Below are 19385 nucleotides of genomic sequence, written 5' to 3'. Positions count from 1 at the left end.
GACGTTGACACCATTTATTGGGTCTGACGGATCAACGCAAAGGGGTGTTGCGAATCTCGATGCTTGCCACCGGCTCGCGCGCAGACCGCTGAGACGCCAGCAGGCCGCGCACCAAGCCCGCCGCATTAAAGCACCACGACAACACAGCGAACACGGCTTTGCTGACGCTACGCTTTCGCCAGGCCATCAGCCCAAAAGGCGCCGCCGCCAGCAGTAAAAAAGCACCCAGCCTCACCGCCCAGGGCAGGGGCGCTATCAAAATCACCAGCAGAACAAACCACCACACCAGCACGGCCCCATACAGGCGTAGTTCACGCACGCCTGTCAGCACCAGCGCCATGTGAGGCTGACCGCGCGCCGCGCGCAGCACTTCGCCCAGGCCGCAAATATATCGGCTTCGCCAGCGGCGTACCAGCAGCTGGTAGGGCGGTGCGTCATGGCCATGGTGATGCACCGCATCAATGGGAATGCGCCACAGCTTCCAGCCTTTGGCACGCAGGCGCACGGCCAGGTCGAATTCTTCGAAGCTATGCAGATTGCGGTCGGAAAAATAGCCCGCCTGTTCCACCGCTGTCCTGCGGTACAGGCCGCCCCCGTCCAGCCTGTCCAGCTCGCCCGCCTGCATGTGACCCATGCCCCGCTCCACGCGGGCCAGGTACTCCAGGCTGCTGGTATTCATCTCTACCACACGCCCGCCCACCCCCGCCACTGAGGGGTGCGCCTGAATAAAGGCCAGTGCCTCGGGCAAGAAACCTGGCAGCATTTCCATATCGCCATCAAGGATGTAAACAAATTCACCCGCCGAATGCTGGTAGCCCAACTGCGGGCCGACGCCGCAACAGCGTTCATGGGCATGCGCCAGTTGCACGATGCGGATGGGGTAGCCAGATACCCGTTCCACAGTGCGGTCACTGGAGCAGGAATCTGCCAGCACCACCTCGCCGCCTGTCGCCTGGACTGCGGCCAGCGCGCTTTCTACGGCCGCCACAATGCGATTTTCTTCGTTCAGTGCCTTGATGATGATGCTGACGTGGCACGGGGTAAGGGGATTAGGGACGGTTTCAAGAGGCGTCATGGTCTTTGCTTCGCAAAATAATACGGGCGGGCACACCCACGGCCACGGCGCCTGCAGGCACATCGACGAGGACCACGGCATTGGCGCCAATCTCGGCATCGTCACCTACGCGCACGGAGCCCAGAATCTTCGCGCCGGCCCCGATGTTCACCCGGTGACCAATGTGCGGAGCGTCCTGCGGCCTGTCCCTGCGCCGGTTGCCGATGGTGACACCTTGGCGAATAATGCAGTCGTCGCCGATCACGGCATGGCCATGAACCACGATGGCGCCAGAATGTTCGATCACCAGACGCCTCCCAATCTTGGCCGAAACACCGATAGTGATTCCACACAGCATTTCAGCCAGCTTGGCCAGTACCAGGTGCAAGGCGGCCAGCGGCCAACGCACCAGTCGGGATCGAAACCGGTAGCGCAAATGCCCCATCCGGTACACCTGCAGCGCCCAAAAGCCCAGCGATAAACTGCCTTCCTGCGCAACACGCAAATCTTCAAAAAAAGCCATGGCTAAGGCGCTTTCATGGGCATGTGACTACCATTTACAGTCGTGCATTATGAGTAAAAAGGAAGCAAAAAGGCGCCACAAAGCCGGTGTAAACCGCGCGCCCGCTGCAAAACAGGCCAAAAGAACTAACAGTCAACGAACGAACTGCCGCTTGCGACGGGCGCGTCTTATTCCGTTTCCAGATTATTCGTGAACACGAAGGCGAAGCGACGGGGGTACAGACGTACGGCTAGCGAAGCCGACAAAATGTACGAATGATCTGGAAATGGAATCAAGCCCGCCGCAGCGTGAAGTGGGCAAAGCGCGACGACAGCGCTTCCGTTTGCGCGAGTGTGAGTGACCACTCAGCTTTCGTCGCTGCGACTGGCCGGCACTGCTGCAAGGCCCAGTGCGTCACGCCCCGCGCGGCCAGCTCGTCGGCCAGCCCGAGCAGCGCGTCGGCAGGAAACAGGCCGGCGTGCCAGGTGGTGCGGCACTCGTAGGCGACGCCGCTGGCCAGCAGCAGGCGCAGTGACTCAAGGGCGCGCAGCCCGCTGCCGGGCACGCCCGTGATGGCGTCATGCTGCTGCTGCGGGCCCTTGATGTCGAGCCCGACCCAGTCGAGCAGCGGCAGCAGCGCGGCCAGCCGCTGCGGATACATGCCGCCGCTGTGCAGTGCGGTCTCGAACCCAAGGGCACGTACTTGCGCGAGCGCGGCGGGCAGGGCGGCCTGCAGCGTCGGCTCGCCACCGGAAAACACCACGCCATCGAGCAGGCCACGGCGGCGCTGCAAAAAAGCCAGCACCTGCGCCCAGGAAAAAGCCGAGGAGGCCGTGGGCGCGCCGGCAGCTAGCAGTTCGGGGTTGTGGCAATAGCTGCAGCGCCACGGACAACCCTGGCAGTACAGCACGGCCGCCAGCCGGCCCGGAAAATCAATGCTGGTCAGCGGCGTCAGGCCGCCTATGCGCAGGGGCTCAGGCAGCACTGCGTGGTTCGGCAAAGAAGCGGCGCTCGTTGTGCTCGCCCTGCTTGCCGATGTTGAAGCTGGCCACCGGCCTGTGGTAGCCCATCACGCGGGTCCAGACCTCGCAGGGCTGGCGCTCGGCATCACTTAGCTGGATAGGCGCGTCGCTGACGACAGGGGCTGGGGCGCTGAAAGAATCGTTCATGAATGGCTTTCGTTGGGGTTGGATTAATGACAAAAAATCATGCCAGCTGTGCGCTGCGTTTGCGCGCCATCAGCGCTTCGTCGCAGACCGGACAAAACGGGTGTTCGCCGGCCAGATAGCCGTGCGTCGGGCAGATCGAAAACGTCGGCGTGACGGTGATGTAGGGCAGGCGAAAGCGCGTCAGCGCGCGCTGCACCAGCTTGCGGCAGGCCGCGCCGCTCGACAGGCGCTCGCCCATGTACAGATGCAGCACGGTGCCGCCGGTGTATTTGGCCTGCAGCTCTTCCTGATGCGCCAGCGCCTCGAACGGGTCGTCAGTCCAGCCCACGGGCAGTTGCGACGAGTTGGTGTAGTAAGGCTGGGCTTCGCTTCCGGCCTGCAGGATGGCCGGCCAGCGCTTGCTGTCTTCGCGCGCAAAGCGGTAAGTGCAGCCCTCTGCTGGCGTGGCTTCGAGGTTGTAGAGATGGCCGGTTTCTTCCTGGAAGACGACGATGCGCGCGCGTACATGGTCCAGAAAGCGCAGCGCCATCGCGACACCCTCTTCGCCGGTAATGTCGTGCGCGCCGGCGCTGAAATTGCGCACCATCTCGTTGATGCCGTTGACGCCCAGCGTCGAAAAGTGGTTGCGCAGCGTGCCCAGGTAACGCTTGGTGTAGGGAAACAGGCCCTGGTCCATCAGGCGCTGGATCAGCTTGCGCTTGGTCTCCAGGCTCTGCTTGCCGAGCTCAAGCAAGCGGTCCAGCGCGGCCAGCAAGGCCGGTTCGTCGCCCTGGTGCAGATAGCCCAGGCGCGCGCAGTTAACCGTGACCACGCCTATGCTGCCGGTCTGCTCGGCACTGCCGAACAGACCGTTGCCGCGCTTGAGCAACTCGCGCAAGTCGAGCTGCAGGCGGCAGCACATCGAGCGCACCGTCTGCGGCTCCAGATCCGAGTTGATGAAGTTCTGGAAGTACGGCAGGCCGTACTTGGCGGTCATCTCGAACAGCAGCCGCGCGTTGTCCGAGTCCCAGGGAAAGTCGGCGGTGATGTTGTAGGTCGGAATCGGAAAGGTAAAGACCCGGCCCTTGGCGTCGCCCGCCGTCATCACGTCGATGTAGGCGCGGTTGATCAGGTCCATCTCGACTTGCAGATCGCCGTAGCTGAAGGGCATTTCCTGCCCGGCGATCACCGGCACCTGTTCGCGCAAATCCTCGGGGCAGTTCCAGTCGAAGGTGAGGTTGGTAAAAGGCGTCTGCGTGCCCCAGCGCGAAGGCACGTTGAGGTTGTAGACCAGTTCCTGGATGCACTGGCGCACGGCCGGGTAGGCCATCGCGTCCTTGCGAACAAACGGTGCCATGTAGGTGTCGAACGACGAAAACGCCTGCGCGCCGGCCCATTCGTTTTGCAGCGTGCCAAGAAAATTGACGATCTGCCCGACCGCCGACGACAGGTGTTTGGGCGGCCCGGCCTCGACCTTGCCGGGCACACCATTCAGGCCTTCGTGCAGCAGCGTGCGCAGCGACCAGCCGGCGCAGTAGCCGCTGAGCATGTCCAGGTCGTGGATGTGCAGGTCGCCAGCGCGGTGCGCTTCGCCGATCTCGGGCGTGTAGACATGCGACAGCCAATAGTTCGCCGTGACCTTGCCGGCCACGTTGAGGATCAGGCCGCCCAGCGAATAGCCCTGGTTGGCGTTGGCGTTAACGCGCCAGTCGGCACGCGACAGGTATTCATTGACCGACGATTCGACGTCCACCAGCGTCTGTTTGTCGGTGCGCAGCGTGGCGTGGCGTTCGCGGTAAACGATGTAGCCGCGCGCCGTGCGCAGGTGGTTGGCGGCAATCAAGGTCTGCTCGACCACGTCCTGGATCTGCTCGATGCTGGGCGCCTCCCCGTGAAAGCGGTGAATCAGCACCTTGCCGACCTGAGCGGCGAGCAATGCGGCCTCGTCGGCGCCGAATTCGCTGCTGGCCGCGCCCGCGCGCTCCAGTGCCGAACGGATTTTCCCCGCGTCAAAAGAGGCGCGCTGGCCGCTGCGCTTGGTGACCTCGCGCGGCAGTGTGACGACGGTGGTGTCGGGAGTTGCGGTGGCCTTCATTAGGTTCTCCATGCAGTTCATGGCAGTAAAACACTACCTATGGTGTGCATCCTAGCCGTCGGACACTACATGTAGTTTGATATGGAACAAGGAAAGGGGCCGGGCGCTGGCTTGGGTGATCAGGCCGCAAGCCTGAGCTGGCCAGCAGCCCGCTGAGAGGACTAGCCCGGATTAGCGATAAAAAGTGGCTCTAGCCCAATAAATACGGGCGTAAACAGCTATTTTTTTAGTAGCGCCACAGATTCTATTTCGCTTGACTTTCCAGCGTTTGCGTTACTTCTCGCGACACCCTACAATTTTTAAAGTTCCATTGATCTGGAATCTGCGCCTTCATTCCCAGAAACCCGCATTTACATCATGTAAAAGCAAGCAAAGGTATACGTTATGTCTATCACGAGTATTTTGGCCAAGCGGATTTCAAACTACGACAGTCCGGCATCCGTGGGGTCAAAGTTGCGGGCCAAACGCATCGCACCCTTGCTGGCCATGATTGAAGGCGTTTTCAATGCACACGGCTGCGTCAACCTGATAGACATCGGTGGAACAGAGCAGTATTGGGGAATAGTCCCGATGCAATATCTGCTTGACCGCAAGGTGAAAATAACCATAGTCAATATTCCTGGGAGCTTGTTGCCCAAGGACCATGGACCCTTTACGTTTGCAGAATCAGATGGCTGTGACCTTGCAGGCTTCAAGGACCGGTCATTTCACATAGCCCACTCCAATTCTGTGGTGGAACATGTCGGCGATTGGGGGCGCCAGGTTCAATTTGCCAAAGAACTTGAACGAGTCTCGCCAGCGTACTTCGTTCAAACTCCAAATTTTTGGTTCCCCATAGAGCCTCATTTCATGACGCCGTTTATTCACTGGCTCCCCAAACCCACGCGGATGTGGCTGGTGACGCACTTCCGATTGGGTCATTTTAAAAAGGCAGAGTCAGTGGGTGAAGCGGTGATGCTGGCAGAGCATGCCCGCCTGTTGACCCATGAAATGATGCAGTACCTGTTTAAGGATGCCGAGATTCTGACTGAACGGTTTTTCTGGCTACCCAAATCATTCATCGCGGTGAAGAAATGAGGCGATAGCCTCACCAGCCCTCACACCAAAGCCCGTTGCACGTCGCGCTTGAATACAAGGGCAAAAACAGGCTCTAGTCCAATATTCACGGGCGCAAGCAGCTATAAATTCAATAGCAACTACGGCATGAACCCGATCGCCCGTCCTTCGCGCACCTCGGGCTTGATGCGGTGCTCGGCCTCCAACTGCATCAAGAACTCTTGCGCTGACAGTTCAGTGTCCAGAATCACCGCCTGACGCTTCACCGCCGCAAAATCGCCCGGACACAGCTGCGACAACTCACCCAGCCTTTTTTGCACAACCGCTGTGAGCCGTGCCGCATCGCCTGCCAGCGCCTCGGCAATAAACATGGTTTCACGCTGCTCGCCTTTCAGCGGCATGAAGCGGATCTTGAAGGTGAAGCGGCGCAGCGCGGCCTGATCAATGCTGTCGAACAGGTTAGTGGTGCAGATGAAGATGCCGGCGTAGCGCTCCATGCCTTGCAGCATTTCGTTGACTTCGGTCACTTCATAGGTGCGCTGGGCGCCGCGCCGGTCCTGCAGAAAACTGTCGGCTTCGTCGAGCAGCAGCACGGCTTTTTCCGATTCGGCTTCGCGGAACATAGCGGCCATGTTCTGCTCGGTCTCGCCGACGTACTTGCTCATCAAATCGCTGGCCTGCTTGGTGAGCAGCGGCTGCTCCAGCATTTTGGCGATGTGTTCGGCCAGCGCGGTCTTGCCGGTGCCGGGCGGGCCGTAAAAGCACAGCGTACCGTGGCCCCGGTTTTTCAGCGCGGCGATGATGCGCGGCAACTCAAAACGCGATTCGACATTGAGCATGGCCAGGTCATAGCGGGTGGGGCTGCGGCGCCCGGCGGCTTCGGCCTTGTTGCCCAGCGCGATGTCGGCATTTTTAAGCTGGCGCTCGATCAGCGACTCCATCAGCTGCGCCCGGCCACCGGCCAGCATCGCCGGCAGCGCGGCGCCATCGAACTGGCTGTCGACCCGGCTGTCCAGCTTGTCAGGCGGCGCGCTGGCCAGGCGGGCAAAGCGCACCGCCGTATGGATTTGCGCCGGCGTCAGACCTTTGCGCGCGGTGAGTTTGGCAATGAAGGCGTCGCTTACCTGCACGCCCTCCAGCGTCTTGCGCACCACCCCTTCGCGCGCACCGGGCGGCGGTGACCGCAACTCCAGGTGGTAGGCAAAACGGCGGCGAAAGGCCGGGTCGATCTGCTCGATGCGGTTGGTGACCCAGAGCGTCGGCACGGTGTTCGATTCAAGCACTTGGTTGACCCAGGCTTTGCCGCTCACCGAACTATTGAGCGCGCCGCTGGCCGCGGGCGCCAGCTGTTCGGAACGCGCCATCAGCTGCGCGGTTTCGCTGGAAATCGGTGGAAACACGTCTTCCACTTCGTCAAACAGCAGCGCCGCATGCGTGCTGCCCTTGAGGAAAACCTGGGCGATCTGCAGCGAGCGGTAGCGGTCGCGCCCACTTAGCGAATTGCCGTCGCGATCGGCGTATTCGACTTCGAACAGATCCAGCCCGGCGGCCTGCGCCGCCACCTTGGCGAGTTCGGTCTTGCCGGTGCCGGGCGGCCCGTAGAGCAGCACGTTGACGCCCTGCTCGCGCGCCGCGACCGCATTGCGCAGCAGCGCCACCAGCACCTGCGCGTCTTCATCGACAAAAGCGAAATCGGCCAGTTGCAAACTGCTGCGCGCGGCCGGCCGGGTGAAGACCGCCATCAACTCGTTCTGGTCGCGGTATTCGCGCATCAGCACCGGGGGCAGTTTCTCGCTGACTTTCATCAGATCAGCCAGGTCGGTGATGTTGTGCTCGGAGATCAGGTTTTCCACCATGCCGATGCGCTCCAGCCGCGAGCCGGCGCGCAGCGCCTCAGCGACTTCCAGCGCCTTGACACCGGCCACATCGGCAATCGCGGCATAGGCCTCGGGCGCGTTATTGACCTTGAACTCGACCAGCAGCGAGCGCAAATCACGCTGGTAGCGCGCCAGCGTGCCGTAAAGCAGCAGCGCGCGCTCGGCCCGGTTCAGCTGCAGCAGGCTGGCCAGCGCGTCGATGTTTTTCTCCACCAGGGTGGACTGCTTTTTCAGCGCGTGGCTGAGCCACTCGCCGGTGGCGCTAAGCACCGACAGCAAGTCCTTGGGCTGGTCCTTGGCGTATTCGTCGAGGTAGAAAAACAGCGTGCCTTCTTCATAGGGACCGCGCCAGGCGCCGTGGCGCGCCATGAATTCGGCGTCGCTCAGGCTCTCGTGGCCGCGCCAGAGCTCGTTGTCCTTGCAGCGGCGTACCAGGAATTCGCGCAGGCGCTGCAGCGCGGGCAGCGGCCAGACCAGATGGCGGCCCGACAGCGACAGCAGACTGTTGAGGTCGCGTCGCACATTGAACTTGGCGCCTTGGCGCGCGGCCAGTGTCAGCACGAAGTGCGAACACATCAAGTCCAGCACCGGCGCTTCCTTCAGCCCGGGCGAGAGCAGGCCCAACTGCGCATGATGCGTGTGGTGCGGATGCTCGACGTTGGAACGCTTGCTCATGGACAAACCCTCAGCTTTCAACAACCTGGCTGGCACCATAGCCCAATCCTGCCAGCCATCCCCAAGCGGGACCCGGCAACCTCCACCATAACGCAGCTTGAAGCATCATGGAAGACACTACTTCTAGCTGGCAGAGCCCCAGTTGCGGCCAGCGGGGCCGGAAGGCGTGGAAAATGTAGCGCTTGCGGCACTGCCGTGCCACGAAAGAATTCCATGCTCAGTCTGAACGATATTGAACAAGCCGCCCAGCGCCTGCAAGGCCAGCTGCTGAACACGCCCTGTGTCGAGTCAAAAACGCTGTCGCAACTGACCGGGGCGCAGATTTTCCTGAAGTTTGAAAACCTGCAATACACCGCCTCTTTCAAGGAGCGCGGCGCCTGCAACAAACTGGCGCAACTCACGGCGGATGAAGGGCAACGCGGTGTGATCGCCATGAGCGCCGGTAACCATGCCCAAGGTGTGGCTCACCACGCGCAGCGCCTGGGCATTCGCGCCGTCATCGTCATGCCGTGCTTCACAGCCGGCGTGAAGATAGAGCGCACGCGCGGCTTTGGCGCCGAAGTGCTGCTGCACGGCGACACGCTCGACGAGTCGCATCGCCACGCGCTGCTGCTGGCCGAACGCGAGGGCCTGGTGTTTGTGCATCCCTATGACGACGAAGCCATCGTCGCGGGCCAGGGCACCGTCGGGCTGGAAATGCTGCAGGCCGTGCCGGATCTGGACACGCTGGTGGTGGCTGTCGGTGGCGGCGGGCTGATTGCCGGGATGGCGACGGCGGCCAAGGCTTTGCGGCCCCGCATTGAAATCATCGGCGTGCAGACCTCGCGCTTTCCCGGCATGGTCAACGCCATCAAGGGCACACAGTACCCACAAGGCGTGAGCACGATTGCCGACGGCATCGCGGTCGGCACGCCCGGCCTGATACCGCGGGCCATCATTGCCGAGCGGGTCGACGACCTCGTACTGGTCGATGAGGGCGATATCGAGCAGGCGCTGGTGATGCTGCTCGAAATTGAAAAAACCCTGGTCGAAGGCGCCGGTGCGGCTGGGCTGGCGGCGCTGCTTAAATACCCGGCGCGCTTTGCGGGCAAAAAAGTCGGGCTGGTGCTGTGCGGCGGCAATATCGAGCCACTGCTGCTAGCGGCCATCATTGAGCGCGGCATGGTGCGCGCCGGGCGGCTGGCGCGCATCAAGGTCAGCGCGCGCGATGTGCCGGGCTCGCTCGCCAAAATCACCGCCACGGTGGCCGGCGCCGGCGCCAACATCGACGAGGTGCACCACCAGCGCGCCTTCACGATGCTGTCGGCGCAAAACGTGGAGATTGAACTGGTGATCCAGACCCGCGGGCGCGCGCATATCGAGCAGGTGTTGGCGACGCTGAACGCGGCCGGCTTTGAGGCCGGCGAGCAGCACTGAACGCCCGGCTAATTCCATTTCCAAATCATTCGTGAACGCGAAGGCGAAGCGAGGACAGTACAAACGTACAGCTAGCGAAGCCGGCAAAGTGCACGGATGATTTGGAAATGGAATGCGGCCTCAGCGCAAATGCTTGGCCATCTTGGCGGCAAACAGCGTCTGTATGCTGACGCCGCGGCGGCCCGCCACCACTTCGAACGAATCACCCGCTTGCAGCGTTCCCGGGCGCTCGACCGCCAGGTAGAAGCCGCAAAAACCGGTTTGTGCCATCAGCCTGGAGGCGCGGCCAAAGCCCATGGCGGCATTGAATTTGTAGCAGGGCTCGCGCGGCAGCGTCACGCGCAATTCGCAGCCGGGGAACTTCAGCACGTCGCCGGCCCAGAGGTCGGTTTCAAGCAGCCCCAGCAGCGTGAGGTTTTCGCCCAGGCTGCCGTGCGGCAGGCTGTCGTCGATCTGGCTGAGACCCGCCTCGCGCCTGGCTGCCTGCCAGTAGGCGTAATGCTCGGATGGGTAGGCGTAGACGGCTTTTTCAAGTCCGCCGTGAACTGACAGATCGGCCTGCTCGTCACCCATCAGCCCGAGGGGAAGCACCGGCAGCGCGCCAGCCACCGCCTGCTTGCCCATGGCCGTCAGGATGCTGCGCCCGCCCATGTTGACGCGCCGGGCGCTGCCGATCTGAACGGAAAGAAGTTGCGGCATGGGTCTGATGAACAGCGTCTAGCGTCAGGGCTAAAAAGTAGCACAGCGCACGATGCGCAAGTCCAGTGCGCCGCGCCGGGCCGCCCACAGCAAGCACCGCTCCCTGATGGGGCAGCGTAATACGCGAAGCGACCAGCGTGGAGGCATCAATTCCAGCCGATCATTTCAAAGCCCTTTTCGCTCAGACAGCGCTGCACAAAGCTGCGGTAAATACTGTTGGGCTTGTCGTTGTGAAACGCGCCCGACACCGCGCCGGCCGAACCGCCTATGGCCGCACCGGCGACACCGGAGCGCAGCATGCCTTCGCCGCCGCGCCCGGTGATCAGCGCACCGACGGCCGATGCCACGCTCCCGACGGCGGCGCCCTCGCCGGCGCGGCGGCCGACTTCATTGCCGCCCTGGGTCGGCGACAGCCCAGCCGAGGTGGCGCGCGCCATGCAGGCATTGGCTTCAGATTGGCCCTGCGCCTCGCCAAGGCGATTGAGCGTGGCATTGGGGTAGAGCACGGGCCGCGCCGAAGCGCTGTTCGGTCCGCTGGCCGCGCAGGCCGAGAGCAAGGCCAGCGCTGCTGCTGCCGCGCCGGTCGCGAAAAGTCTGGTTGCTGATGTCATGCGTCTGGTTAAAAAAACGAGGATTTTAAAGCGTACTGCAAAAGCTGGCCGGGCGCTGCTCGCCACGGCCCACGCCAAAAAGGTAAAATGTTTTTTGTGTTTAAGAGCCGATCACGCATTTCAGGAACCACCATGTCGACCCCAGCCCCTCACGCCTCCCACGCAGCACCCAGCAGCCCGCCGCCCGAGTACGAAGAAGATGCGGTTGAGGCCATCGTGCCAATGATCCCGCTGGTGTTGCCGCTGGTCGGTGGCGTGCTGATGTTTCTGCTGGCTTTCATCGCCGTTTACATGGCCTGAGCCTGCGCTGCCTTACTGGCAAAAGTCCGCATCTTGCGGACTTTTTTCGTTGCAGGGACAGCTCTACCGCACGCGCAACGGCGCAACGAAAATTTCGAACAACCGGAACCGCTTCACCGTGCACCCAACCGCATCCATTTTGCATGCCGACGCTCTTTCTTTTGGCTTTCCCGACGCGCCGAATAAGACCCTGTTTGCGCAGCTGTCCTTCGATTTGCCACCCGGCGTAACTCTGTTGTGCGGCGGCGAAGGCAGCGGCAAGACCACCTTGCTGCAGCTGCTGGCGGGGGCGCTGCTGCCGACGGCGGGGCAGCTTCACATCCAGGGCGTGCGCCTGGCGGAAACCCGGCTGGCCTACCAGCAGCAAGTGGCGTGGTGGGACCCGCGCGGCAGCGCGCAGAACGAACAGACGGCCGACCATATTTTCAGCACCCTGGCGCAGCACCAGCACGGCTTCAGCGCTGACCTGCTTCAGGCGCATGTCGCCGGCCTGAGCTTGGCGCCGCATTTGCACAAAGCGCTCTACATGCTGTCCACCGGCACGCGGCGCAAGGTCTTGCTGGCCGCAGCGCTGGTCGCCCAGGCTCCGGTGACGCTGCTGGATCAGCCTTTTATGGCGCTGGACCGCCCGTCCATAGACTACCTGCTGGAGCAGCTGGCCGGAGCGGCGCGGCAGCCGGACCGCGCCTGGGTTGTGGCGGACTATGAGGCGCCCATGGGCCTGGCGCTGGCAAAAGTAATCGAGCTGGGGGGCTGAGCTGGGATTAGCGTCGAGGTTCACTTGAGAGCCCTCGCGCCGAAGTGCCGGCCGGCCGCAATTTCACTATGCTTTTAATAGCAGCTAGCGCTCGTCTGCTATGGGCTACAGGCCAATTTAATCGAAATACCCCGGGCACAAGCCGCAGCCCGTGCGCATCGGCATGATGTGAACGGCCTCCGGCAGGATATGCCCATACAGGATGCTGCGCGCGCGGTCGCCGCAGGGCGGCGCCGGACAGTTTGAGGGTGAGGCACTGGCTCGGCAACTGCGCGGCAGCAGCGTGCACAAGCTGCTTTCGCCGAGTGGCAAGACCTCGCGCAAGCTCAGCCCTTCGTCCAGACTGGCGCCGTGCTACACCAGGCGGCCAAAACAGGGTGCGTCATCGGGCTCGTGTTGAAAAAACTGGCCCTGAAAATGGTTTGTATGCCCACCAGCGTAGCGACGCGGGCGTTGCGCGAACTTACAAAAACTTTGGCCGCTGATCCGACCTGTAGCCAGGCGCCGCCATCCAGAATCAGCACGCGGTCGGCCAGACTGACGCGCGCCAGGCAGATCGTGCGTTACCAGCACCACGGGAATGGCGACGCTCTGGCGCAGCGCCGCCAGCCCGTGGTACAGCGGCAGACGCCCAGCGGCAACAGCAAGGCCGCCGTGCAAACGGCAACAGGCAGAGAAGCGCGAAGGACTCACCAATCCATGCGGGGATTATGCGAAGCGCGGCTTGGGCGCGGCGCCGTCGTGCGGCAGCGGCCGGATTTCCTCCAAGCGGGCTGGGTCGTTTTACTTTGGCGCTGCGGGGGCGCCTTATTGGCCTTGGTTTTCGATTTGGAGAGCCAAGCCGGATACATTTAAATACAAGCAAATATTGCGAAAATGTTACACTGCGTAACTGAAAGGCAATGAAATGGTTACAAACTCTTTTCGAAGCACCATGGCCTGCCCGCATTGCGGTGATCTAGCGCCCCGTGTTAGTCGAACATTGCGCGATCGCATCATCAGCTGGTTCACCCCGGTTAAACGCTACCGCTGTGACTATTGCGACTGGACCGCAAGTTTCGCCAATACGCGCGCTTCAAGCAAGGCAGCGCCGGACGAAGTCAAGCCCCCGTCCAAGCCCTAATCCGCGCCGAGCACCAGTTTGGGCAAGACCAGATTCCCCAGCCCGAGTTGTTGCAGCGCTTTCCCTGCAGCGCGACCATAGGACACATGCTCCGGATTAACAATGGCCAAATTTGCGCACCTGACGCCAGTGCGCCTGCCGGCCCTTCAACCCGCTATCCAACGAAATGGCAGAGCCCGGTTTCGCTTTAAAAGCGCGCCAACACCGGCGACAGCGCCAACTTCAGGTCACTGGCCGCCGCCACGCAGCGCCGCCGGATCACGCGCGGTAACGCCAGCCGGCGGTCGAAATCACAGACTGGACCGCCCTACTCGCGCCGTCTGCTTGGTCGCATTTAGAACACTGCAGTCACAAGTGCGGCAACTTAAACTTAATATATGCATAAGGGCATGCACGTTTTGCATATCTTTTGGCGGTAACCCTCTGGTAACTGCTGCCTATGTTCTTAGAATGACTTTCCTGGCCGACTGGTGAAACCTAGAAAAACTATCCTCCTGGCTTTTCCGAGCTCCGCGCCGCAGCACTTTTTGGCTGCGGACCCGCCAGCCGACTGGAACTTGCATTGGTGTTATGCGTTGCCGGTAGCCGGGTTTAATTGATTGGCCGGACGGGTTGGCGAGTCGCATTGAGGCGGGTCCAAGCGTCATTTTGAGAAGAGTCCCGATGCCACAGCGGCGACACAGATTGCACCGCTGCAGCATCGTTCGACGCTTATCAAAATAGCGCTTTTTTTACTTCGGAGAATTTAGATGAACCAACCCGCGATGCAGGGGCTAGACCAGTCCACACCCAGCTACGTCAAAAATGCCAAACTGATCGCCTGGGTGGCCGACATGGCCGCCTTGTGCAAACCCGACAGCGTCTACTGGTGCGACGGCAGCGACGCCGAATACCAGCGCCTGTGCCAGCAACTGGTCGACGCCGGAACCTTCATCAAGCTCAACCAGGCCAAACGCCCGAACAGCTATCTGGCCTGGTCCGACCCGAGCGACGTGGCCCGCGTGGAAGACCGTACCTTTATCTGCTCGGCCAAAAAAGAAGACGCCGGCCCGACCAACAACTGGATGGCGCCGGCCGACATGCGCGCCACACTGCAGCCACTGTTTGACGGCTGCATGCGGGGCCGCACCATGTACGTGGTGCCCTTCAGCATGGGCCCGCTCGGCTCGCCGATTGCCCACATCGGCATCGAGCTGTCGGACAGCCCGTATGTAGCGGTCAACATGAAGATCATGACGCGCATGGGCAAGGCGGTGTTTGACGTGCTTGGCGTCAATGGCGAGTTTGTGCCCTGCCTGCACACCGTGGGCGCGCCCCTGGCCGCCGGCCAGAAAGACGTGAAATGGCCCAGCAACAAGACCAAGTACATCGTGCATTACCCGGAAACGCGCGAGATCTGGTCTTATGGCTCGGGTTACGGCGGCAACGCGCTGCTCGGCAAGAAATGCTTTGCGCTGCGCATTGCCTCCAACATGGGCCGTGACGAAGGCTGGCTGGCCGAGCACATGCTGATTTTGGGCGTGACCACGCCGCGCGGCAAAAAATACCATGTGGCCGCTGCCTTCCCAAGCGCCTGCGGCAAGACCAACTTTTCCATGCTGGTGCCGCCCGCCGGTCTTGACGGCTGGAAAGTCACCACCATTGGCGACGACATCGCCTGGATAAAACCCGGCGCCGACGGCAAGCTCTACGCCATCAACCCGGAAGCCGGCTACTTTGGCGTGGCACCGGGCACCAATTTACTGACCAACCCAAACTGCATGCGCAGCCTGGACCGCGACACGATTTTCACCAACGTCGCGCTGACCGACGACGGCGATGTCTGGTGGGAAGGCATGGAGCAAGATAACCCTGACCATGCACTGCCGGCGCACCTGATTGACTGGCAGGGCCGCGACTGGACGCCGCAGATCGCCAAGGAAAACGGTGAGAACGGGAAACTTCGCGCCGCTGCGCACCCCAACTCACGCTTTACCGTAGCCGCCACCAACAACCCGGCGCTCGACAGCGCCTGGGACGACCCGAAAGGCGTGGCGATTGACGCCTTCATCTTCGGCGGGCGCCGTTCCACTACCGTGCCGCTGGTGACCGAGGCGCGCAACTGGGTCGAAGGCGTTTACATGGCCGCGACCATGGGCTCCGAAACCACTGCCGCAGCCACCGGCAAGGCTGGTGTGGTGCGGCGCGACCCGTTTGCCATGCTGCCGTTTACCGGCTACAACATGAGCGACTACTTCCAGCATTGGCTAACCTTGGGGGAAAAGCTGGCCGCCTCGGGCGCCACGCTGCCCAGGATTTACACCACCAACTGGTTCCGCAAAGGCGCAGACGGCAAGTTTGTCTGGCCCGGCTACGGCGAAAACATGCGCGTTCTCAAGTGGATGGTCGACCGCATTGAAGGCAAGGGCCAGGGCAGCGAACACATTACCGGCATCAGCCCACGCTATGAAGACCTGACCTGGACCGGTCTGGATTTCAGCGCCGAGCAGTTCGACACCGTCACCAGCATGGACAAGGCCGCCTGGCTTAACGAGTTGGAGTTGCACACCGAGTTGTTCACGCAACTGGCGCACCACCTGCCCAAAGAGTTGGGCCAGACCAAAGAGGCGCTTGAAAAGCGTTTGGCCGCCTGACGGCCTGACAAACTGATCCCAGCCCGCAAGCGGGCCGGACACAAAAAAGCCACCTGTCCAGGTGGCTTTTTTTATGGGCTGCGGTTAGGGCAGCCGGGGCACTTTACCTTCCCTTGCCTAGAAGCAGTGGCTGTAGGAATCACGCGCCATCGGGCTACCTACCCGCAGCGCCCGCGCGGCTCGCATGGCCGGCGTCAAAGGTGTCTCAGGTGTTTCTTTCGCCACTTCAATGCGGGCTTCCTCACGCAACACGGCGCCTTGCAGGTCGGCCATCAGGCGATGGTCTTGCTTGGCGGCGGCCCACAGGCGCTGGTCGGACCTGGCTTCAGCCAGACTGCGCGACCAGGCGTCAAGACCGACCACAGACCGCGCGGCCAAGCTACGCGCCGCACCGGCGAACAGCGCAAGCGCCGCAAACGCCACGGCCCACAGCGCAATCCACATGACCAGCAGATGGCCTTCGGCGACGCTGTCCATCACTTCGTAAGCGACTACCATGGTGGCCGCAGCCATGGCAGACAGCAGCAGCGTAGCCAAGCCGCTCGTGCCGGACAGGCTACGGCGCACTTGCCGGCTCAGGTCCATCGAGGCGTCGATGGCTGTCTCGACCCGGGCGACGCCCGGGTGCTGGGTGGAATATTTGATGTCAATGAAACTGGTCATGCTGAACCTCTCTGTTTAGCGGGTGCTGTTTGCAAAAAATTCTGCAGCGGATGAACGTATATTAGGGTTTTTACTAATGCTCTTCCACTTTATCTTTGTGATGCAGGTCATTCACAATGGTGATAGTTAAATCTCCTCCTTTTCTTCACCTTGGCGAGAACTTTCCGTGAACTCCCCCAACTTCCGCACACTGGACCTGAATCTGCTTCGCGTCTTTGATGAGGTCATGGCCGAGCGCAGCCTGACGCGGGCGGCGCGCAACCTGTCGCTGACGCAACCGGCGGTCAGCAATGCGCTACGCCGCCTGCGCGAGACGCTGGGCGACGAGCTGGTGCAACGCAGCGGCCAGGGCATGGCGCCGACGCCGCGCGCGCTCGCCATCTGGCCGGCCGTGCGCGAAGCCTTGCGGCAACTGCAGGAGTCGCTGATTCCCAACGAGTTTGTGCCTGGCGAAGCCCACACCACCTTTGTGCTGGCGATGGCCGACGCGACGGCGGCCGAACTGGTGCCGGGCCTGACCGACATCCTGGAACGCGAAGCCCCGGGCGTGACCATGCGCGTGGTGCCGCTCAGCACCCGCGACCCGCGCATGCTGCTGGACGAGGAGGCCTGCGACCTGGCGGTCGGCTACTTCCCCTCGGTGCTGGCCGACCTGACGGCGCGCGAACAAAGCGGCGAGCCGGTGCCCTTCATGCACCAGCGCCTGTATGACGCCGAATATGTCTGCGTGATGCGCCAAGGCCACGCCCTGGCGAGCGGCCCCTTCACGCTAGAGCGCTTTTGCAGCGCCCGCCACATGCTGGTGAGCTTTTCCGGCCGGCCTTACGGTTTTATCGACGAGTCGCTGGCAGCGCTGGGCCGCAAGCGCCAGGTGGTGCTGACAGTCAACCAGTTTTTTACCGCCGGCCGGGTGGTGGCCAACTCCAACCTGCTGGGCGTGATGCCGCGCCATTTTGTGCGCGTCACCGGGATTGCCGAGCAGCTGGTGCTGCGCCCCCTGCCGTTTGCCGTGTCGCCGGTGCATGTCGATGCGCTGTGGCACCGCCGGTCCGAGCAACGCGGCGCCCATAGCTGGCTGCGCCAGGCCGTCGTGCGCGCGACCGGGCAGGCGTTTGCAGCGTGAACCGGGCTGCATTCGCCATTCCGGGACAAAAAGGCCTGTAGCCCAATCAAACAGGGCGCTAGCAGCTATTATTTTTATAGCATTCACAACCGACTGCGGTTCATCGACTCAGCCCATCACGCGCGGCTTGCGGTTGACCAGCACAATGCCAGCCGCCACCAACGCCAGCGCGGCAAGCAGGCTGGGCGTGACGGTTTCGCGCAACCACCAGGCGCCGAACAGCAGGGCAAACAGCGGCGTGAGGAAAACAAAGACGGAAATCCTGGTCGCCGGGTAGTGGCCCAGCATCCACATCCAGGCCAGGTAGCTGGCAAACGCGCCTAGCACCGTCTGCAGCAGCAGCGAGGTCAGCGCAAACGCACTGAAGTGCCAGACCCAGGCTTCACCCAGACTTAGCGACAGCGCCGGGAAAGCCAGGGCGCTGACGGCCAGCTGGTAAAACAGCAGTTTTTCCGCCGAGATCCGGGTCAGGCCGGAGGCGCGAATCACCACGGTGGTGAGTCCCCACAGCATGCCGGCCAGCAGCGCCAGCAGGTCGCCGCGCAGCATGGCGGCCGAGCCCGCCGTGAAGCCCTCGCGCAAGGCAAACAGTACCGCCACAAAGGCGCACAGCAGGCCGGCCCATTGCCAGCGCTGCAGCCGCTCCGAGGCGACCCACAGCGGCAGCAATGCCGCCACCCAAAACGGCGAGGTGTACAAAAACACCGTCAGCCGCGACGCGCTGGTGTACTGCAGGCCAAGGTAAATGCAGGCAAATTCGGCGCCGAACAGCGCGCCTGCCAGCAGGCCGGCGCGCCCCGAGCCGTCGCGCTGAAACAGCGCAATGCCGCGCCACCAGCACCACAGCCCGAGCAAGGCGGTGGCGCCGGCCAGACGCAAGGAGGCCTGGAACATGGGCGGTATCTCAGGGAGGGTGGCCTTGATCAGCACCTGCTGAAAGCCCCAGAACAGGCAGCAGGCCAGCAGCAGTGAAACGGCCAGGCCGTCCAGATGGTGTTTGCGAGCACTCATGGTTTCAGACTGCCGACAACGCACAGCCGCCGTTTGGCGGCAGGCAACCAGCGCCGGCTCACAAGGGGTGCTCGGTGTAAAACCTGCCGCCATGAAACAGCAGGGGCGCGGCGCCGGCGCGGTGACTGCAGCGCTCCACCTCGCCGACAAAAATCACATGGTCGCCTTCTTCATAACGGCTGCGGTTAAAGCATTCAAAGGTGGCGGCGGCGCCGTTCAGCAGCGGCGCGCCACCCGCGCCTTCGCTGAACACCACGTCCTTCCAGCGGTCCCCGCCCTTGCTGGCAAAGCGCTCGGCCAACGCTATCTGGTCGGCCGCCAGAATGTTGATGGCGTAGTGGGAGCCGGTGCTCAGCGCCACCATCGAGCCGGCGGCCTGCGCCAGGCTCCAAAGCACCAGCGGCGGGTTCAGCGATACCGAATTAAAGGAATTGGCGGTCAGCCCGACCAGTTCGCCAGCCGCCGTACGCGCGGTGACGATGGTGACGCCGGTGGCAAACATCGCCAGCGACGCGCGAAACTCTTGGGGCGAAAAGCTGGGACGGCTGGCGTGGCGACGTGAGGCGGATGACAACATAAGCGCTAATTTAACTGAAGCCCGGCATGAACGCCTACTGCTCGATGCGTACCTCCCTCAATCCT

General features: G+C 62.4%; 17 protein-coding genes. 6 read left to right on the top strand and 11 right to left on the bottom strand.

Annotation, left to right across the window (positions count from 1 at the left end):
- Positions 1–31: 31 nt before the first annotated feature.
- The 5 genes from HHJ18_RS17665 to HHJ18_RS17645 form a co-directional block, all read right to left on the bottom strand.
- A complete protein-coding gene (locus HHJ18_RS17665) occupies positions 32–1075 on the bottom strand; it encodes a glycosyltransferase (RefSeq protein ID WP_296917256.1) in 1044 nt (347 codons plus the stop codon).
- Complete coding sequence (locus HHJ18_RS17660) at positions 1062–1577, bottom strand: serine O-acetyltransferase (protein ID WP_296917254.1); 516 nt, start codon at positions 1575–1577, stop codon at positions 1062–1064. Before HHJ18_RS17660 ends, HHJ18_RS17665 begins: the two co-directional genes overlap by 14 nt.
- A gap of 271 nt (positions 1578–1848) precedes the next feature.
- On the bottom strand, positions 1849–2556 hold the full coding sequence (locus tag HHJ18_RS17655; RefSeq protein WP_296917252.1) for an anaerobic ribonucleoside-triphosphate reductase activating protein: 708 nt from the start codon (positions 2554–2556) through the stop codon (positions 1849–1851).
- Positions 2531–2725 carry an anaerobic ribonucleoside-triphosphate reductase gene (nrdD, locus tag HHJ18_RS17650; protein WP_296917250.1) on the bottom strand — a complete coding sequence of 65 codons (195 nt, stop codon included), beginning with the start codon at positions 2723–2725 and terminating at the stop codon, positions 2531–2533. The genes HHJ18_RS17655 and nrdD overlap by 26 nt, the downstream gene beginning before the upstream one ends.
- A gap of 37 nt (positions 2726–2762) precedes the next feature.
- Positions 2763–4799 carry a ribonucleoside triphosphate reductase gene (locus HHJ18_RS17645; protein WP_296917248.1) on the bottom strand — a complete coding sequence of 679 codons (2037 nt, stop codon included), beginning with the start codon at positions 4797–4799 and terminating at the stop codon, positions 2763–2765.
- A gap of 384 nt (positions 4800–5183) precedes the next feature.
- Between HHJ18_RS17645 and HHJ18_RS17640 the strand changes: the two genes are divergently transcribed.
- On the top strand, positions 5184–5876 hold the full coding sequence (locus tag HHJ18_RS17640; RefSeq protein ID WP_296917246.1) for a hypothetical protein: 693 nt from the start codon (positions 5184–5186) through the stop codon (positions 5874–5876).
- A gap of 119 nt (positions 5877–5995) precedes the next feature.
- Here HHJ18_RS17640 and HHJ18_RS17635 read toward each other — a convergent pair whose 3' ends face one another.
- Positions 5996–8407, bottom strand: a complete 2412-nt coding sequence (locus tag HHJ18_RS17635; protein ID WP_296917244.1) for an ATP-binding protein — start codon at positions 8405–8407, stop codon at positions 5996–5998.
- A gap of 213 nt (positions 8408–8620) precedes the next feature.
- Between HHJ18_RS17635 and HHJ18_RS17630 the strand changes: the two genes are divergently transcribed.
- The gene (locus HHJ18_RS17630; RefSeq protein WP_296917242.1) at positions 8621–9823 is read left to right on the top strand and encodes a threonine ammonia-lyase; all 1203 of its coding nucleotides are present in this window, start codon (positions 8621–8623) and stop codon (positions 9821–9823) included.
- Between the two features lie 120 nt (positions 9824–9943).
- Here HHJ18_RS17630 and HHJ18_RS17625 read toward each other — a convergent pair whose 3' ends face one another.
- Both HHJ18_RS17625 and HHJ18_RS17620 read right to left on the bottom strand, forming a co-directional pair.
- The gene (locus HHJ18_RS17625; protein ID WP_296917240.1) at positions 9944–10522 is read right to left on the bottom strand and encodes an MOSC domain-containing protein; all 579 of its coding nucleotides are present in this window, start codon (positions 10520–10522) and stop codon (positions 9944–9946) included.
- A gap of 146 nt (positions 10523–10668) precedes the next feature.
- Positions 10669–11133 carry a glycine zipper family protein gene (locus HHJ18_RS17620; RefSeq protein WP_296917238.1) on the bottom strand — a complete coding sequence of 155 codons (465 nt, stop codon included), beginning with the start codon at positions 11131–11133 and terminating at the stop codon, positions 10669–10671.
- A gap of 132 nt (positions 11134–11265) precedes the next feature.
- On the opposite strand from HHJ18_RS17620, the gene HHJ18_RS17615 reads away from it, so the two are divergent.
- From HHJ18_RS17615 to HHJ18_RS17605, 3 genes are all read left to right on the top strand, one after another.
- Positions 11266–11433, top strand: coding sequence for a hypothetical protein (locus tag HHJ18_RS17615; protein WP_296917236.1), 168 nt, complete (start codon positions 11266–11268; stop codon positions 11431–11433).
- A gap of 118 nt (positions 11434–11551) precedes the next feature.
- Positions 11552–12190 carry an ATP-binding cassette domain-containing protein gene (locus HHJ18_RS17610; RefSeq protein WP_296917234.1) on the top strand — a complete coding sequence of 213 codons (639 nt, stop codon included), beginning with the start codon at positions 11552–11554 and terminating at the stop codon, positions 12188–12190.
- A gap of 1872 nt (positions 12191–14062) precedes the next feature.
- A complete protein-coding gene (locus tag HHJ18_RS17605) occupies positions 14063–15946 on the top strand; it encodes a phosphoenolpyruvate carboxykinase (GTP) (RefSeq protein ID WP_296917232.1) in 1884 nt (627 codons plus the stop codon).
- A 117-nt stretch (positions 15947–16063) separates the two neighbouring features.
- Here the strand turns inward: HHJ18_RS17605 and HHJ18_RS17600 are convergent, their stop codons facing one another.
- Positions 16064–16609, bottom strand: coding sequence for a hypothetical protein (locus HHJ18_RS17600; RefSeq protein WP_296917230.1), 546 nt, complete (start codon positions 16607–16609; stop codon positions 16064–16066).
- A 226-nt stretch (positions 16610–16835) separates the two neighbouring features.
- On the opposite strand from HHJ18_RS17600, the gene HHJ18_RS17595 reads away from it, so the two are divergent.
- Positions 16836–17732, top strand: coding sequence for a LysR family transcriptional regulator (locus HHJ18_RS17595; protein ID WP_296917401.1), 897 nt, complete (start codon positions 16836–16838; stop codon positions 17730–17732).
- Positions 17733–17840: 108 nt separating this feature from the next.
- Here HHJ18_RS17595 and HHJ18_RS17590 read toward each other — a convergent pair whose 3' ends face one another.
- Both HHJ18_RS17590 and HHJ18_RS17585 read right to left on the bottom strand, forming a co-directional pair.
- Positions 17841–18743 carry a DMT family transporter gene (locus HHJ18_RS17590; protein ID WP_296917228.1) on the bottom strand — a complete coding sequence of 301 codons (903 nt, stop codon included), beginning with the start codon at positions 18741–18743 and terminating at the stop codon, positions 17841–17843.
- 58 nt (positions 18744–18801) lie between these two features.
- Complete coding sequence (locus tag HHJ18_RS17585; RefSeq protein ID WP_366558859.1) at positions 18802–19245, bottom strand: flavin reductase family protein; 444 nt, start codon at positions 19243–19245, stop codon at positions 18802–18804.
- Positions 19246–19385: the final 140 nt, after the last annotated feature.

It is taken from the genome of Polaromonas sp., from assembly GCF_012927455.1.
Classification (GTDB): Bacteria; Pseudomonadota; Gammaproteobacteria; order Burkholderiales; family Burkholderiaceae_C; genus Polaromonas.
Note: the sequence above shows the minus strand (reverse complement) of the source record. Positions and strands in the feature narration are given on the sequence as shown.

Bases quoted from the DNA above. Each gene is read 5' to 3' on its own strand.
- HHJ18_RS17600 (WP_296917230.1), bottom strand. From the start codon at position 16,609: ATGACCAGTTTCATTGACATCAAATATTCCACCCAGCACCCGGGCGTC.
- HHJ18_RS17620 (WP_296917238.1), bottom strand. From the start codon at position 11,133: ATGACATCAGCAACCAGACTTTTCGCGACCGGCGCGGCAGCAGCAGCG.
- HHJ18_RS17585 (WP_366558859.1), bottom strand. From the start codon at position 19,245: ATGTTTGCCACCGGCGTCACCATCGTCACCGCGCGTACGGCGGCTGGC.
- HHJ18_RS17595 (WP_296917401.1), top strand. From the start codon at position 16,836: ATGGCCGAGCGCAGCCTGACGCGGGCGGCGCGCAACCTGTCGCTGACG.
- HHJ18_RS17665 (WP_296917256.1), bottom strand. From the start codon at position 1,075: ATGACGCCTCTTGAAACCGTCCCTAATCCCCTTACCCCGTGCCACGTC.
- HHJ18_RS17635 (WP_296917244.1), bottom strand. From the start codon at position 8,407: ATGAGCAAGCGTTCCAACGTCGAGCATCCGCACCACACGCATCATGCG.
- HHJ18_RS17625 (WP_296917240.1), bottom strand. From the start codon at position 10,522: ATGCCGCAACTTCTTTCCGTTCAGATCGGCAGCGCCCGGCGCGTCAAC.
- HHJ18_RS17590 (WP_296917228.1), bottom strand. From the start codon at position 18,743: ATGAGTGCTCGCAAACACCATCTGGACGGCCTGGCCGTTTCACTGCTG.
- HHJ18_RS17645 (WP_296917248.1), bottom strand. From the start codon at position 4,799: ATGAAGGCCACCGCAACTCCCGACACCACCGTCGTCACACTGCCGCGC.
- HHJ18_RS17660 (WP_296917254.1), bottom strand. From the start codon at position 1,577: ATGGCTTTTTTTGAAGATTTGCGTGTTGCGCAGGAAGGCAGTTTATCG.
- HHJ18_RS17605 (WP_296917232.1), top strand. From the start codon at position 14,063: ATGAACCAACCCGCGATGCAGGGGCTAGACCAGTCCACACCCAGCTAC.
- nrdD (WP_296917250.1), bottom strand. From the start codon at position 2,725: ATGAACGATTCTTTCAGCGCCCCAGCCCCTGTCGTCAGCGACGCGCCT.
- HHJ18_RS17640 (WP_296917246.1), top strand. From the start codon at position 5,184: ATGTCTATCACGAGTATTTTGGCCAAGCGGATTTCAAACTACGACAGT.
- HHJ18_RS17615 (WP_296917236.1), top strand. From the start codon at position 11,266: ATGTCGACCCCAGCCCCTCACGCCTCCCACGCAGCACCCAGCAGCCCG.
- HHJ18_RS17630 (WP_296917242.1), top strand. From the start codon at position 8,621: ATGCTCAGTCTGAACGATATTGAACAAGCCGCCCAGCGCCTGCAAGGC.